Genomic DNA, 13,407 nt, shown 5'->3' with positions numbered 1-13,407 from the left:
CAATGTCCCAGACGGTCTCCGACTTCATCGTCCAGCGTCTGCATCAATGGGGCGTGCGCCACATCTTCGGCTATCCCGGCGACGGCATCAACGGCGTGTTCGGTGCGATGAACCGAGCCGACGGCAAGATCGGCTTCGTGCAGGCGCGGCATGAGGAAATGGCAGCGTTCATGGCGACCGCCTACGCAAAATTCTCGGGCGAACTCGGCGTCTGCATTGCAACCTCCGGCCCCGGCGCTTCGCATCTCGTCACCGGGCTCTACGATGCGCTGCTCGATCACCAGCCGGTGCTGGCGATTGTCGGCCAGCAGTCGCGCAACGCCCTCGGCGGGCACTATCAGCAGGAACTCGATCTTGTCTCGATGTTCAAGGACGTTGCCGGCGCCTACGTCATGCAGGCATCCTCGCCTGCGCAAGTGCGGCACCTGATCGACCGCGCGGTGCGGATTGCGCTGGCGCGGCGGACCCCGACCGTGATCATCCTGCCCAACGACCTGCAGGAGGAGCCTTATGCGGATCCGCCCCGTGAACACGGCACGCTGCATTCCGGCATCGGCTACAGCCCACCCAGCATCATGCCACGTGAGGCCGATCTCGACCGCGCCGCGGAAGTGCTCAACGCCGGCAAGAAGGTCGCGATGCTGGTCGGCGCCGGCGCGCTTCACGCCACCGACGAGGTGATCGCGGTTGCCGAGCGGCTGTCGGCCGGCTGCGCCAAGGCACTGCTCGGCAAGGCCGCACTGCCCGACGACCTGCCGTGGGTCACAGGCTCGATCGGCCTGCTCGGCACCGAGCCCAGCTACAACATGATGATGGAGTGCGACACCCTGCTGATGGTCGGCTCGGCCTTTCCCTACGCCGAATTCCTGCCCAAGGAAGGCAGCGCGCGCGGCGTTCAGATCGATATCGACGCCAGCATGCTGTCGATCCGCTTTCCCATGGAGGTCGGCCTCGTCGGCGACGCCGCCGAGACGCTGCGCGCATTGCTGCCGCGGCTTGAGCCCAAAGCCGACGGCGCCTGGCGCCGGGGTATTGAAGACGATGTTGCCGGATGGTGGAAGACACTGGACGAACGCGCGCATCAGCCTGCGGCGCCCGTCAATCCGCAGCTCGTCGCCTAGGAACTGTCCTCGCGCCTGCCCGACCGGGCCATCATCACCAGCGATTCCGGCTCCTGTGCCAACTGGTTCGCGCGGGACCTGAAGATGCGGCGCGGCATGACGGCTTCGCTGTCCGGCGGTCTCGCCTCGATGGGCGCCGCGGTTCCTTATGCGCTCGCCGCGAAATACGCCCAGCCGGACCGGCCGGTGATCGCGCTGGTCGGCGATGGCGCGATGCAAATGAACAACATGGCCGAACTGATCACGGCTGCGAAATACTGGCGCTCGTGGCGGGATCCACGCTTCATCGTCTGCGTCTTCAACAACGAAGATCTAAACCAGGTCACCTGGGAGCAGCGCATCATCAACGGCGATCCCAAATTCGAGGCTTCGCAGCGCATTCCCGATGTCTCCTATTCGCGCTTCGCCGAGCTGATCGGCCTCACCGGCATCTTCGTCGACAGCCCTCAGCTGCTCGGCTCCGCCTGGGAGCAGGCGCTGGCGAGCGAGATGCCGGTCGTGCTGGAGGTGAAAACCGATCCCGAGGTGCCGCCGCTGCCGCCGCACATCACGCTCCAGCAGGCGAAGAATTTCTCGCTCGCCCTGATGAAGGGCGATCCGAACGAAAGCGGGATGATCAAGGGAGCGGCGCGCCAGATGTTCGAATCGATCCTGCCCGGGAAGCAATGAGGTGAACAATGAGTGACTTCCGCGACATCCAGCACGGCGTCAACGATCCGGTCGGAGGCCTCGACGTCAAGCGGCAGATCAACGACAACCGCACGCCGCATGAGCGGGCGCAGCACCACGCGGACGTACGCGCTGATGCGACCCCCACGCCGACGGAGCCTTTCCTTCCGGAGCGGCTGCGGCGAAAGGCGACCGATCCGATCAATCCTCGCAGCGGCAGAAGGCCTACAGACTAACCGTTTGGAACCTCGGGTCAGGCGGCGTGTTGGTCGGCGCAACGTCGCCGGCAAGCCGCCGCGCGACCCATCGGAGGGATTCGACCATGAAACGCACTATCATCGCCCTTGCCTGCATCTTTTTCGCAAGCCCCGCGCTCGCCCAGTCGCTTGGCGAAAAGACCGGCGTTAATTCGGCGCTCGGCGTTGCGCCTACGACCGCCGATTTTGTGAAGCAGGTCGCGATCAGCGACATGTTCGAGATCGAATCAAGCAAGCTCGCCGAGCAGAAGGGCAATGCGGAGGAGAAAACCTTCGCGAAGCAGATGATCACCGATCACACCAAGACCAGCAGCGAGCTCAAAGGTCTGGTCGGCAATGGCAAGGTGCAAGCCACGCTGCCGACGGCACTCGACAGCTCGCATCAGAGCAAGCTCGACAAGCTCAAGAGTGCGAACGGCAAGGACTTCAGCTCGGACTATAACTCTTATCAGGTCAGCGCGCATGAAGATGCAGTGTCGCTGTTCGAGCGTTACGCCAAGGGTGGAGACAATGCCCAACTGAAGGATTGGGCCGGCAAGACGCTCCCCGCGTTGAAGCACCACCTCGACATGGCCAAGAACCTCGGCACGGCACCGAGCGTCGGTCAATCCAAGTAGCGCATTGCTGAAGGACGCCGGCCGGCCCGGCGTCTTCGCTTGGCAACGACAAGCGTCTCCGCGCATTGAGCCTCGACCATCGCGGAGAGCATGATGTCGAACTACAGCAAGAACTGCCCCGCCGGCACGTCGTTCACGCCGCGAGCGGAACGCTCGCGTCGGCTTCGCTGTCGTCCTCGGCAGCGAAAGGAAACGCGCCCATGGCGGATACCGACTTGACCAATCCCGTAGCCCGCTGTCCGAAGCTCGAAAGATTTGGCGGCATGACACCGCTCGGCCGTCCCGGCCAGCCCGTCGAGCTCGCCTCGATCTACGTGCAGCTTGCCGCCGCCGACGCAAGCTATGCGACGGGACAAGTCTATGGCGCCGCCGGTGGCTCCGGGCAACCGTAGTTGCGGCGCCGCGGACTGAGGCCCGGGTAGAACTCAGGAACCTTCTATGCATCCGGGCTTTACAAAATTGTGATGGAGGAAAACTCGCCGGCGGACCGATGGCGCTCGTAACAGTGAAACCCACCCGGATCGATACGGCGATCGCCGACGGGATCGCACGCAATACCAACTCAGGCCTCGAGCATGCCGCCCAGGCGATGACCTGGGGCGCCGATGAGCATGTGCTGCTCGCGCTCGCTGCGGCGGGATGGCTCTACACCTGCATCCGGTATCCGCAGCGGCGTTCCGTTGCCGATCACGTCCTGGTGGTATCGCTGGTGACGGCGATAGTGCCGCATGTCTTGAAATCCGCATTCGACCAGACGAGGCCTGACCGGCTCACGATGAGCGGCCACCGGCACGGTATTCCTTATTCGGGACGCCCCAACGACGCGTTTCCCTCGGGTCACGCCGTGCATATGGGCGCCCTCGCCTCGGCGGCCGGCCTGTTGCCGCCGGCCTCGCGCCGCTTTGCACGCTCACTCGCCGTGGCGTTGTCGCTGACGCGCGTGGCGCTGCTGGCACACTGGATCAGCGACGTGGTGGCAGGCTTCGCGCTCGGCGTCGTCGTCGAGCGACTGTTCAGGCGGTTCACACTGGCGAAATCACCGCAGCAGCGGCCCGAAGCCTCGCGGGTATGGCCATGACGGAATATCTCGTGCGCTTCGTCGCCGGCGGGCTGATCGTATCCGTCTTCGCCATCTTCGCTGACATGCTGCGGCCAAAGAGCTTTGCCGGGCTTCTCGGCGCGGCGCCGTCGGTCGCGCTGGCCACCCTCGGCATCGCCGTGGTCCAGCACGGCCCGCAATATGCTGCGGCCGGAAGCTGGACGATGATATATGGCGCTATCGCGCTCGCCTGCTACTGCCTCGTCGTCTGCCATCTCCTGATGAGGATCCGCCTTGGCGCGCTCCCCGCGACGATCCTTGCCTTTGCCGTATGGCTCGGGGTCGCCTTCGGTCTGCTCGCCGGTTTGGGAGGTGCCGCCTGATGCTGGTGAAGCTGTCGTCATCGGCACTGAAACAGACGCGGTGGTACGAATACGCCGTTCGCTTCGCGCTCGGCGGCTGCGCGACGGTGCTCGCGGGAGTCATCGGCTCGCATTTCGGCGTTGCCGTCGGCGGGCTCTTCCTTGCACTTCCGGCCATCTTCTGTGCCAGCGCGCCCCTGATAGAAAGCCACGAACGTCACGCCAAGGAGAAGGCCGGGCTGAGCGGGCGGCGTCGCGGGCAGAAGGCCGCAGCGCTCGATGCGCCAGGTGCAGCACTCGGCAGCATCGGCCTCGCGGCGTTCGCTGCCGTCTTCCATGCCACCGTCGGCGCAAGCGTCGCGCTCGGTTTCATCGCCGCGTTGACGGTCTGGGCCACCGTTTCCGTGACGGCCTGGTGGCTCAGGCGCAAGCTTCGCATCGTCTCGCTCGGTCGCCGTGCCCACTCGCCATCGGCGAAGGGCTCCCGCTTCGTGAAGCCCTAAACCAGCTCGCTTTCGCCGTCGTCGAAATCTGCGATTGCGACGGCTGGAGCCCCGGGCTGTTGGCCCAGCGCTCGGCCTGATCGACAACTTTCTGGTGGCTTGGCCGCACTGGCTTGGACGCTTCCGGCTCTTCGGAAAGCTTGCGAGTCAACCTGACTTCAGCCGTCATAGCCTCTCCTTCCTTTCGAGAAGAATGCGCCATGGCAGAATACGCTTCAAAATTAACCAGCTGATTTCATTGTGCATTTTTACTCATTGAGAGACTTCATCGCCTCTTGCGGAACTCTCGCCAGCCTTGTTCGTTGAGTAAACTACTCAACTTACTCAATTCGCGTGATCGCCATGAACGACCTTCGCGCCGAGCGCCTTCAGGTCATGCTCTCGCCGGAAGAGCTGGCCGCCATCGACGATTTCCGGTTCAAGCACCGAATGCCGACGCGGGCGGCCGCAGTCCGCGAACTCCTCAGGGTTGGACTGACCGCCGCCGGCGTCGATGCCGCCGTGGGCGTGAAGTCGAGCAGCTTTGGCGTGTTCAGCCGCGGACCTGTCGGACATACTCAGGGGGATCCAGAGAGCGGCACCGGCGGCTGATGAACATAAGCAAACGGCCCCGGCACGGTGGGTGCCAGGGCCGTCCTTGGAGATTGCTTCCGGCGCACCGGGGGCATGACAACCGGAAGCAATCCGTCGACTTTTCCCGCGGGGATTCGTTCCTCGTGAGAATTAACCTGTCGCGTCGCTCGAGCCGTCCGGCATCGCGCCGGAGCCTGGCGTCTTGCTATTGTCGTTCAGCTTGGGATCGCGCGTCGCTTCACGCGAAGGCGAGCCTTTCGGGTTCGTCTTGTGCACGGACTGTGCACGCTCCTTGTCGCGCGGCTGCTCCTCCCCGCGCTTGTCCTTGACGATGCCGTGGTCGGAATGGGCCATGATGGGGCTCTCGCTTGTTCTGGTGTCTCGCAACGCTTACGCACCGCGGCGTCGAATGTTCCGGTGCAGTGCTAACTGCGCACCGCGTGGACCACGGCAGATGCGTTCTCGAGATGCACCTGCCGCAACGTCGTCACCGTCGCGAACGCGACCGAGACGCCAAAGGCGAGAATGAGGGAAAGAAGAGCCAGACGTGGAGCCATCGCCAAAACCTCCTTCTGAAACTGGAAATCAACGCGATCGAATGTTCCCGGATGATCCCAAATCAGTCGCTTGCCTTCCGTGAGCGGTCTCACACGCAGATTCACGAGAACGAGCGGCTCACGCCTTCCGCTTTGGACGAGCGTCGACCGCAACGGGCGGGACTTCGCCGTCGAGCCAATCCTGCTCGTTGGCGAGCGCCGTCCAGGCGTCGGCCATGCGCGAATAGCGCTTATGGGCGGGTTGTCCTTCGGCTCGCTCGGCAAGCTGAAGACAATTATCGGCGTTATCCCTGAAGATGTCGAACTGTTTCATGTAGAGGACGTGGGGACGGAACTCTCGCGCCGCAACCCGCTTACCGGATCGTAATGGTAAGGGAACTTCGCACGCCATTCGTCATTGATACCGATGCGAGTTCTTGCCGTCCTCATCCTGGCGTTCATCAACACTGCGGCGCTTGCCGACAGTACTGGCGAGCGCAAGTCCGGCGAACGGCCACCGACCGCGACTGAGGTTATCAGTGGCGTCTACAACTTCAGCCGATTCCAACAGGGTCTTCTTGAGAATACCGACCTCAAGGGCAATGCAGAGGTCAAGAACCTCGCCGCCCTGCGCGCCGAGGAAGCGGCCGAGCGCGACAAGAGCCTGAAGAGGGTCCAGGAGGCCATTGGTGCAGAGCCGCGCGTCGGCAAGGCAACATCCTCGACCGCGAGCCTGGTCGAGCCCGAGATGTCGGATGGTCCGACCTACGTCAGAAGCTTCTATGCCGCGCAGATTCCCGAGTATGAATCTGTCATCGGACTGCTCGAGCGCTATCTGAAGGCACCCGACAATGCAGCGCTTGCAGCGTTCGCGCGCGAACAACTCCCGATGTTGCGCTCGCAGGTCAGGGACGCCGAGCGTACCATGGCGGACAAGTAGTCGTTTCTACTTGTCGTTGGGATGATGTTGCTGACTCTGCGGCCGCACGGTGCGATCGCTCTCCGGCATCTTGTCCCGGCCGGCATCGCCATTGTCGTCCTTGCCGCCCGAAGACGACGTGCCGCTGCCGCTCGGATTCGACCGGCTGACCGTTCCGGTGGTCGGCGTTTCCGCCCGCGGGCTGGCGGAGCTCGCGGCGGCCGTTCTCCTTGTGTCTCTCTGCGGACTAACCTTGAGGCTCGCGCTCCGTTCCGAAGGATGAATGCCGGGCACGGGACGAGCAAAGTGGCGGCCTCCACGAACCGCATTTCCTTCTGAATAGCGTGGAACCAATTCGGCGGACCCTCGTTAGTTCAGCCGGGCTGAGCAAGGCGGGTTCCATTTCCTCGCGCCACACGTTGGCGCTTGATTTCGAATTTGGCTGACGCTCTATTTCATTTCGACCAAACGCGTCGTGCCGCGGATTCGGCCGACGCCTGCTGGGGAATCAGTATGAGCGACCTCGATCCCGGATCTGCATCACGCTCCGGTCGTCGCGTCCCAAAGCCAAAAACCAACGGTACGTCCGACCCGGATTCCCGGGCGGAACTGTTGCTCGCCTTGCAGGCGATGCGCAGCGGTGACTTTTCGGTGCGCATGAGTGGCGACTACCTCGGTATCGACGGCAAGATCGCCGATACTCTCAACGAAATCATCGCCGCCAACCAGCGCATGGCGCAGCAGCTCGAGCTGGTCGGCCAGGTGGTGGGGCGCGAGGGCAAGACCCGCCAGCGCGTCAAGTTCGGCCTCGCCTCAGGCTCCTGGGCCGACATGGAAGGTTCGGTCAACACGCTGATCGACGACCTGCTGTGGCCGACGCGCGAGGTCACGCGCGCGGTCGCCGCCGTCGCACAAGGTGACCTGCTCCAGACCGTCAAGCTCGACGTCGATGGCCGTCCGCTCGGCGGCGAGTTTTTGCAGTCGGCGAACATCGTCAACACCATGATCAAGCAGCTCGGCGTGTTCACCTCCGAGGTGACGCGCGTGGCGCGCGAGGTCGGCACCGAGGGCAAGCTCGGCGGCCAGGCCCAGGTGCCCGAGGTGACCGGCGTCTGGAAGGACCTGACCGAGAGCGTCAACTCGATGGCGAACAACCTGACCAACCAGGTTCGCAACATCGCCGAGGTGACGATCGCAGTCGCCAACGGCGATTTGTCGAAGAAGATCACGGTCGACGTCCGCGGCGAGATCCTGCAGCTCAAGGAAGCCATCAACACGATGGTTGACCAGCTCCGCTCCTTCGCCTCGGAAGTGACGCGCGTCGCGCGCGAGGTCGGCACCGACGGCAAACTCGGCGGCCAGGCGATCGTGCCGGGCGTCGCCGGCACCTGGAAGGACCTCACCGACTCCGTCAACGCCATGTGCGGCAACCTGACCGCCCAGGTGCGCAACATCGCCAACGTCACCACCGCCGTGGCGCGCGGCGACCTTTCCCGCAAGATCACCGTGGACGTGCGCGGCGAGATCCTGGAGCTGAAGGACACCATCAATACCATGGTGGACCAGCTCAACTCGTTCGCCTCGGAAGTGACGCGCGTCGCGCGCGAGGTCGGCACCGAGGGCAAGCTCGGCGGCCAGGCCCAGGTGCCGGGCGTGGCCGGCACCTGGAAGGACCTCACCGACAACGTCAACTTCATGGCCTCGAACCTGACCGCGCAGGTCCGCAACATCGCCGACGTCGCCACCGCCATCGCGAGCGGCGACCTGTCGAAGAAGATCACGGTGAACGTCTCCGGCGAGATCCTTCAGCTGAAGGAGACGCTCAACACCATGGTCGACCAGCTCAACGCCTTCGCCGGCGAAGTGACGCGCGTCGCCCGCGAGGTCGGCACCGAGGGCCGGCTCGGCGGCCAGGCCAACGTGCTCGGCGTCGCCGGCACCTGGAAGGACCTCACCGAGAGCGTCAACTCGATGGCCTCCAACCTGACGGCCCAGGTCCGCAACATCGCGGAGGTGACGACGGCGGTCGCCGGCGGCGACCTGTCGAAGAAGATCACCGTGGACGTGCGTGGCGAAATTCTGGAGCTGAAAGATACCATCAACACCATGGTGGACCAGCTCAACGCCTTCGCCGGCGAAGTCACGCGCGTCGCCCGCGAGGTCGGCACCGAAGGCAAGCTCGGCGGTCAGGCCGTCGTGCGCGGCGTCGGCGGCACCTGGAAGGATCTCACCGACAGCGTCAACTCGATGGCCTCGAACCTCACCGGCCAGGTCCGCAACATCGCCGAGGTCGCAACTGCGGTCGCCAAGGGCGATCTGTCGAAGAAGATCACGGTGAACGTGTCGGGCGAGATCCTTCAGCTGAAGGAAACGCTGAACACGATGGTCGACCAGCTTAACGCCTTTGCCGGTGAAGTCACGCGCGTCGCGCGCGAGGTCGGCACCGACGGCAAGCTCGGCGGCCAGGCCGACGTGCCCGGCGTTGCCGGCACCTGGAAGGACTTGACCGACAGCGTGAACTCGATGGCGGGCAACCTGACCGCCCAGGTCCGCAACATCGCCGAAGTGGCGACCGCGATCGCCGGCGGCGACCTGTCGCGCAAGATCACCGTCGACGTGCGCGGCGAGATCCTTCAGCTCAAGGACACGCTGAACACGATGGTCGACCAGCTCAATCGCTTCGCGGGCGAGGTGACGCGCGTGGCGCGCGAGGTCGGCACCGAAGGACGCCTCGGCGGTCAGGCCAACGTGCCCGGCGTCGCCGGCACCTGGAAGGATCTCACCGACAGCGTCAATTCGATGGCGGGCAACCTCACCGCCCAGGTTCGCAACATCGCAGAAGTGACGACCGCCGTGGCGCGCGGCGACTTGTCCCGCAAGATCACCGTGGACGTGAAGGGCGAAATCCTCGAGCTCAAGAACACCATCAACACCATGGTGGACCAGCTCAACGCCTTCGCCGGCGAAGTGACACGCGTGGCGCGCGAGGTCGGCACCGAAGGCAAGCTCGGCGGCCAGGCCGAAGTGCCCGGCGTCGCCGGCACCTGGAAGGACCTCACCGACAACGTCAACTTCATGGCCTCGAACCTGACGGCCCAGGTCCGCAACATCGCCGAGGTCGCGACCGCGATCGCCGGCGGCGACCTCTCGAAGAAGATCACGGTGGACGTGCGCGGCGAGATCCTTCTCCTGAAGGACACGCTGAACACCATGGTCGAGCAGCTCCGCTCCTTTGCCGCCGAAGTCACGCGCGTCGCACGCGAGGTCGGTACCGAAGGCCGGCTCGGCGGTCAGGCCGTCGTGCCCGGCGTCGGCGGAACCTGGAAGGATCTCACCGACAACGTCAACCTCTTGGCGGCGAACCTCACCACGCAGGTCCGCAACATCGCCGAAGTGACCACGGCCGTGGCACGCGGCGACCTGTCCCGCAAGATCACCGTCGACGTGAAGGGCGAAATCCTCGAGCTCAAGAACACCATCAACACGATGGTGGACCAGCTCAACGCCTTTGCCGGCGAGGTGACGCGGGTGGCGCGCGAGGTCGGCACCGAGGGCAAGCTCGGCGGCCAGGCGCAGGTGCCTGGTGTCGCCGGCACCTGGAAGGACCTCACCGACACCGTGAACCTGATGGCTGCGAACCTGACCGAGCAGGTGCGCGGCATCGTCAAGGTGGTGACTGCGGTCGCCAACGGCGATCTCAAGCAGAACCTGACGATGAAATCGCGCGGCGAGGTCGCCGCTCTCGCCGACACCATCAACAACATGACCGAGACGCTCGCGACCTTCGCCGACCAGGTGACGTCGGTTGCGCGCGAGGTCGGCGTCGAAGGCCGGCTCGGCGGCCAGGCCAACGTGCCGGGTGCTGCCGGCACCTGGAAGGATCTCACCGGCAACGTGAACCTTCTGGCTGCCAACCTAACCTCGCAGGTGCGCGCGATCGCGGAAGTGGCGACCGCCGTGACCAAGGGCGACCTGACGCGATCAATCCAGGTCGACGCCCGCGGCGAAGTCGCGGAGCTGAAAGACAACATCAACACGATGATCACGAATCTCCGTCTGACGACGGACGTGAACACCGAGCAGGACTGGCTGAAGACCAACCTCGCCAAGTTCACCAACATGCTCCAGGGCCAGCGCGATCTCACCACCGTCGGCCGGCTGCTGCTCACCGAGCTGTCGCCGCTGGTGAACGCCCATACCGGCGTGATCTACCAGGTCGAGAACGAGGACAATTCCCAGCTGCTTCTGCTCGCGTCCTACGCCAGCGACGGTATCTATCCCTATCAGCGCGTGCTCCAGTTCGGCGAAGGCCTGATCGGCCAGTGCGCCCTCGACAAGCGGCCGCGCATGGTCTCCGACATTCCGTCCGACGTGGTGCCGATCAACTCGGCGCTGTTCCGCGTCGCACCGAAAAACCTCGTCGTGCTGCCTGTCCTGTTCGAAGGTCAGGTCAAGGCCGTGATCGAGCTCGCCTCCCTCGTCTCCTTCACGACCTCGCAAATGACGTTCCTGGAACAGCTTACCGACTCCATCGGCATCGTTCTGAACTCGATCGAGGCGACGATGCAGACCGAAGGCCTGCTCAAGCAGTCGCAGCAGCTCGCCGGCGAGCTGCAGACCCAGCAGCGCGAATTGCAGCAGACCAACGACCAGCTCGAGCAGAAGGCGCAGCAGCTCGCCGAACGCAACGTCGAGGTGGAACGCAAGAACCAGGAGATCGAGCAGGCCCGCCGCGCGCTCGAGGAAAAGGCGACCGAGCTCGCGCTGACCTCGAAGTACAAATCCGAATTCCTCGCCAATATGAGCCACGAGCTGCGCACGCCGCTGAACTCGATCCTGATCCTCGGACAGCAGCTCACCGACAATCCTGACGGCAACCTCTCGGCCAAGCAGGTGGAGTTCGCCCGCACCATCCATGGCGCCGGCACCGACCTGCTCAACCTCATCAGCGACATTCTCGATCTCTCCAAGATCGAATCCGGCACGGTAACGGTCGACGCCGAAGAGATCCTGACCGCAAACCTGCTCGAGACCGTCGGCCGCCCGTTCCGGCACGAGGCGGACAACCGCAATCTGTCGTTCAAGATCGACGTCGATCCGAACCTGCCGCGCAGCATCGTCACCGACTCCAAGCGCCTGCAACAGGTCCTGAAGAACCTGCTCTCCAACGCCTTCAAGTTCACCGCCGAAGGTGAAGTGCGCCTGAAGGTCGCCGGCGCGATCGGGGGCTGGGGGACGGATCACCCGGTGCTGAACTCCGCGCCGGCCGTGATCGCGTTCGAAGTGTCCGATACCGGCATCGGCATTCCCCTGGAGAAGCAGAAGCTGATCTTCGAGGCGTTCCAGCAGGCGGATGCCGGCACCAGCCGGAAATACGGCGGCACCGGCCTCGGACTCGCGATCAGCCGCGAACTCGCGAGCCTGCTCGGAGGCGAGATCCATCTCCGCAGCACACCGGGCAAGGGCTCGTCCTTCACGCTTTATCTGCCTTTGAAATATTCCGGCCCGACGCTCGCGCCGCGGGCCGCGCCGGCGCCGCAGCAATACAGCCAGCCGCCTGCGCTGCAGCCGGCCGCGCCGGAGCAGCAGCGCGTCATCGAGCAGCTTCCCGACGACCGCTTGAACCTCGAGCCTGGCGACAGCATCCTCCTGATCGTCGAGGACGACCCGCATTACGCGCGTGTGCTGGTCGACCTCGCGCGCGACAAGGGATTCAAGGTTCTGGTCGCCGCGCGGGGCGCGGAGGCGCTGGAGCTCGCCAAGCAGTATCAGCCGAGAGCAGTCTCGCTCGACGTGTTCCTGCCCGACATGCTCGGCTGGACCGTGCTGAGCCAGCTCAAGCACAATCCGTTGACCCGCCACATCCCCGTGCAGATCATCACGCTCGACGAAGACCGCCAGCATGCGATGGCGCGGGGCGCGTTCTCATTCGTCAACAAGCCGACCACGCCTGAAGGCGTCTCAGCCGCGCTGACGCAAATCAAGGAATATGCGCGGCCGCGGCGCAAGCGGCTGCTGATCGTCGAGGACAACGAGGCCGAGCAGCTTTCGATCCGCGAGCTGCTGTACCACGACGACATCGAGATCGTGTCGACGGCCACCGGCGCGGAGGCACTTTTGACGCTGCGCGAGCAGCCGTGTGACTGCGTGGTACTCGATCTCCGGCTGCCCGACATGAGCGGCTTCGAGGTGCTGGACCAGATCCGCAACGACGAGCGACTGTCGAACATCCCTGTCGTGGTCTTCACCGGCCGCGAGCTTTCGGCGGAGGAGGACGCGGAACTCCACACCATGGCGCGCAGCATCGTGGTCAAGGGCGTGGAATCGCCGGAACGCCTGCTCGACGAAACCGCGCTGTTCCTGCACCGCGTGATCACGGAGCTGCCGATCGAGAAGCAGCGTATGCTGGAGAAGTTGAACAGCTCCGACGAGGACTTGATCGGCAAGACCGCCCTGCTCGTCGACGACGACGCCCGCAACATATTTGCCCTGTCGAGCGTGCTAGAACGACGCGGCATGAAAGTGCTGACGGCGACGACCGGCAGCGAAGCTATTACACTGGTCGAATCCAATCCGGAGATCGCGATCGTGCTGATGGACATCATGATGCCGCAGATGGATGGCTATCAGACCATCGGCGTGATCCGCGAGAACCCGGCCTTCGCCCGTCTTCCGATCATCGCGCTGACCGCCAAGGCGATGAAGGGCGACCGGGAGAAATGCCTCGAAGCCGGCGCGTCCGATTACCTCGCCAAGCCGGTCAACACCGACCAATTGCTGCTTGCGATCCGCATGTGGCTGCACCGCTGAG

At 64.4% G+C, this 13,407-nt stretch carries 11 protein-coding genes and 2 pseudogenes; 10 read left to right on the top strand and 3 right to left on the bottom strand.

The window, feature by feature from the left end; all coding sequences use genetic code 11:
• The first annotated feature begins 2 nt into the window (after positions 1–2).
• The 8 genes and pseudogenes from ABIF91_RS26585 to ABIF91_RS26550 all read left to right on the top strand — a co-directional run bounded on the left by ABIF91_RS26585 (position 3) and on the right by ABIF91_RS26550 (position 5,159).
• A pseudogene (locus tag ABIF91_RS26585) lies at positions 3–1,790 on the top strand (thiamine pyrophosphate-requiring protein).
• A gap of 8 nt (positions 1,791–1,798) precedes the next feature.
• On the top strand, positions 1,799–2,026 hold the full coding sequence (locus ABIF91_RS26580; RefSeq protein ID WP_028176971.1) for a hypothetical protein: 228 nt from the start codon (positions 1,799–1,801) through the stop codon (positions 2,024–2,026).
• Between the two features lie 86 nt (positions 2,027–2,112).
• Positions 2,113–2,664 carry a DUF4142 domain-containing protein gene (locus ABIF91_RS26575; protein ID WP_028176970.1) on the top strand — a complete coding sequence of 184 codons (552 nt, stop codon included), beginning with the start codon at positions 2,113–2,115 and terminating at the stop codon, positions 2,662–2,664.
• 230 nt (positions 2,665–2,894) lie between these two features.
• A pseudogene (locus ABIF91_RS26570) lies at positions 2,895–3,056 on the top strand (SDR family oxidoreductase); the annotation flags it as partial.
• 98 nt (positions 3,057–3,154) lie between these two features.
• A complete protein-coding gene (locus ABIF91_RS26565; protein ID WP_028176969.1) occupies positions 3,155–3,742 on the top strand; it encodes a phosphatase PAP2 family protein in 588 nt (195 codons plus the stop codon).
• The gene (locus ABIF91_RS26560; RefSeq protein ID WP_028176968.1) at positions 3,739–4,086 is read left to right on the top strand and encodes a DUF3147 family protein; all 348 of its coding nucleotides are present in this window, start codon (positions 3,739–3,741) and stop codon (positions 4,084–4,086) included. Before ABIF91_RS26565 ends, ABIF91_RS26560 begins: the two co-directional genes overlap by 4 nt.
• Positions 4,086–4,568, top strand: a complete 483-nt coding sequence (locus ABIF91_RS26555) for a hypothetical protein (protein ID WP_284281283.1) — start codon at positions 4,086–4,088, stop codon at positions 4,566–4,568. Before ABIF91_RS26560 ends, ABIF91_RS26555 begins: the two co-directional genes overlap by 1 nt.
• 342 nt (positions 4,569–4,910) lie before the next feature.
• A complete protein-coding gene (locus tag ABIF91_RS26550; protein WP_028176966.1) occupies positions 4,911–5,159 on the top strand; it encodes a hypothetical protein in 249 nt (82 codons plus the stop codon).
• 132 nt (positions 5,160–5,291) lie between these two features.
• Here the strand turns inward: ABIF91_RS26550 and ABIF91_RS26545 are convergent, their stop codons facing one another.
• The 3 genes from ABIF91_RS26545 to ABIF91_RS26535 form a co-directional block, all read right to left on the bottom strand.
• On the bottom strand, positions 5,292–5,495 hold the full coding sequence (locus ABIF91_RS26545; protein WP_028176965.1) for a hypothetical protein: 204 nt from the start codon (positions 5,493–5,495) through the stop codon (positions 5,292–5,294).
• 71 nt (positions 5,496–5,566) lie between these two features.
• Positions 5,567–5,791, bottom strand: a complete 225-nt coding sequence (locus ABIF91_RS26540; RefSeq protein ID WP_424579474.1) for a hypothetical protein — start codon at positions 5,789–5,791, stop codon at positions 5,567–5,569.
• A gap of 25 nt (positions 5,792–5,816) precedes the next feature.
• Entirely contained in the window at positions 5,817–6,011 is a 195-nt protein-coding gene (locus tag ABIF91_RS26535; RefSeq protein ID WP_424579473.1) for a hypothetical protein, read from the bottom strand.
• A gap of 93 nt (positions 6,012–6,104) precedes the next feature.
• Between ABIF91_RS26535 and ABIF91_RS26530 the strand changes: the two genes are divergently transcribed.
• A complete protein-coding gene (locus ABIF91_RS26530) occupies positions 6,105–6,617 on the top strand; it encodes a DUF4142 domain-containing protein (RefSeq protein WP_028176963.1) in 513 nt (170 codons plus the stop codon).
• A gap of 492 nt (positions 6,618–7,109) precedes the next feature.
• Positions 7,110–13,406, top strand: coding sequence for a HAMP domain-containing protein (locus tag ABIF91_RS26525; RefSeq protein WP_028176962.1), 6,297 nt, complete (start codon positions 7,110–7,112; stop codon positions 13,404–13,406).
• Position 13,407: the final 1 nt, after the last annotated feature.

This window comes from Bradyrhizobium sp. USDA 241 (genome assembly GCF_049739505.1).
Taxonomy (GTDB): Bacteria; Pseudomonadota; Alphaproteobacteria; order Rhizobiales; family Xanthobacteraceae; genus Bradyrhizobium; species Bradyrhizobium liaoningense.
The sequence above is the reverse complement of the archived record's forward strand: the minus strand, read 5'-3'. Positions and strand labels throughout refer to the sequence as shown.

What these genes read in the sequence shown, in the direction of transcription:
- ABIF91_RS26535 (WP_424579473.1), bottom strand. Translation starts at nt 6,011, where the DNA reads ATGAAACAGTTCGACATCTTCAGGGATAACGCCGATAATTGTCTTCAG.
- ABIF91_RS26580 (WP_028176971.1), top strand. Translation starts at nt 1,799, where the DNA reads ATGAGTGACTTCCGCGACATCCAGCACGGCGTCAACGATCCGGTCGGA.
- ABIF91_RS26545 (WP_028176965.1), bottom strand. Translation starts at nt 5,495, where the DNA reads ATGGCCCATTCCGACCACGGCATCGTCAAGGACAAGCGCGGGGAGGAG.
- ABIF91_RS26575 (WP_028176970.1), top strand. Translation starts at nt 2,113, where the DNA reads ATGAAACGCACTATCATCGCCCTTGCCTGCATCTTTTTCGCAAGCCCC.
- ABIF91_RS26550 (WP_028176966.1), top strand. Translation starts at nt 4,911, where the DNA reads ATGAACGACCTTCGCGCCGAGCGCCTTCAGGTCATGCTCTCGCCGGAA.
- ABIF91_RS26565 (WP_028176969.1), top strand. Translation starts at nt 3,155, where the DNA reads ATGGCGCTCGTAACAGTGAAACCCACCCGGATCGATACGGCGATCGCC.
- ABIF91_RS26525 (WP_028176962.1), top strand. Translation starts at nt 7,110, where the DNA reads ATGAGCGACCTCGATCCCGGATCTGCATCACGCTCCGGTCGTCGCGTC.
- ABIF91_RS26560 (WP_028176968.1), top strand. Translation starts at nt 3,739, where the DNA reads ATGACGGAATATCTCGTGCGCTTCGTCGCCGGCGGGCTGATCGTATCC.
- ABIF91_RS26530 (WP_028176963.1), top strand. Translation starts at nt 6,105, where the DNA reads ATGCGAGTTCTTGCCGTCCTCATCCTGGCGTTCATCAACACTGCGGCG.
- ABIF91_RS26555 (WP_284281283.1), top strand. Translation starts at nt 4,086, where the DNA reads ATGCTGGTGAAGCTGTCGTCATCGGCACTGAAACAGACGCGGTGGTAC.